This window comes from Allokutzneria sp. NRRL B-24872 (genome assembly GCF_002155965.1).
Taxonomy (GTDB): domain Bacteria; phylum Actinomycetota; class Actinomycetes; order Mycobacteriales; family Pseudonocardiaceae; genus Allokutzneria.
The window spans coordinates 1-654 of the sequence record NZ_MUMH01000208.1; the positions used below are offsets into that span (position 1 = coordinate 1).

The window sequence follows — 654 nt, forward strand, 5'->3', positions numbered from 1 at the left end:
CACCAGGTCGACGCCGCCGAATTGGCGCGCGCGGGGCTCGACGTGGTAGTCGCCACCGGCACCGCGTCGGGCAAATCGCTGGCCTACCAGTTGCCCGTGCTGGCGGCGCTGACCGAGGACGAGCGGGCGCGGGCGCTCTACCTCGCGCCGACCAAGGCACTGGGCGCTGACCAGCTGCGTTCGGTCAACGGCTTCGGGCTCCCCGGGATCAGGGCCGCGTCCTTCGACGGGGACACGCCCCGGGTGGAGCGCGACTGGGTGCGGGCGCACTCGCGGTGGATCTTCACCAACCCCGACATGCTGCACCGGGGAATCCTGCCGGCCCACGCCCGCTGGTCGGGCTTCTTCCGCAGGCTGACGCACGTGGTGATCGACGAGTGCCACGCCTATCGCGGGGTCTTCGGCTCGCACGTCGCCCTGCTGCTGCGCCGGCTGCGCCGGATCGCCCGCAGGTACGGCGCCGACCCGGTGTTCGTGCTCGCGTCGGCGACGGCGGCGAGCCCCGCGGAGTCCGCGGGGCTCGCCCAGCGGGGGGCGCACGATCGCGCTGTGGGAACCGCCGCTGTTGGAGGACCTGACCGGGGAGAACGGCGCGCCCATCCGGCGTTCCGCCGGGGCCGAGGCCGCGCGCGTCCTCGCCGACCTGGTGCTCCA

The 654-nt window shown here is 74.5% G+C and carries 1 pseudogene; it reads left to right on the forward strand.

The annotated features are described in order from the left end of the window. A pseudogene (locus CCN37_RS35495) lies at positions 1–654 on the forward strand (DEAD/DEAH box helicase); the annotation flags it as partial.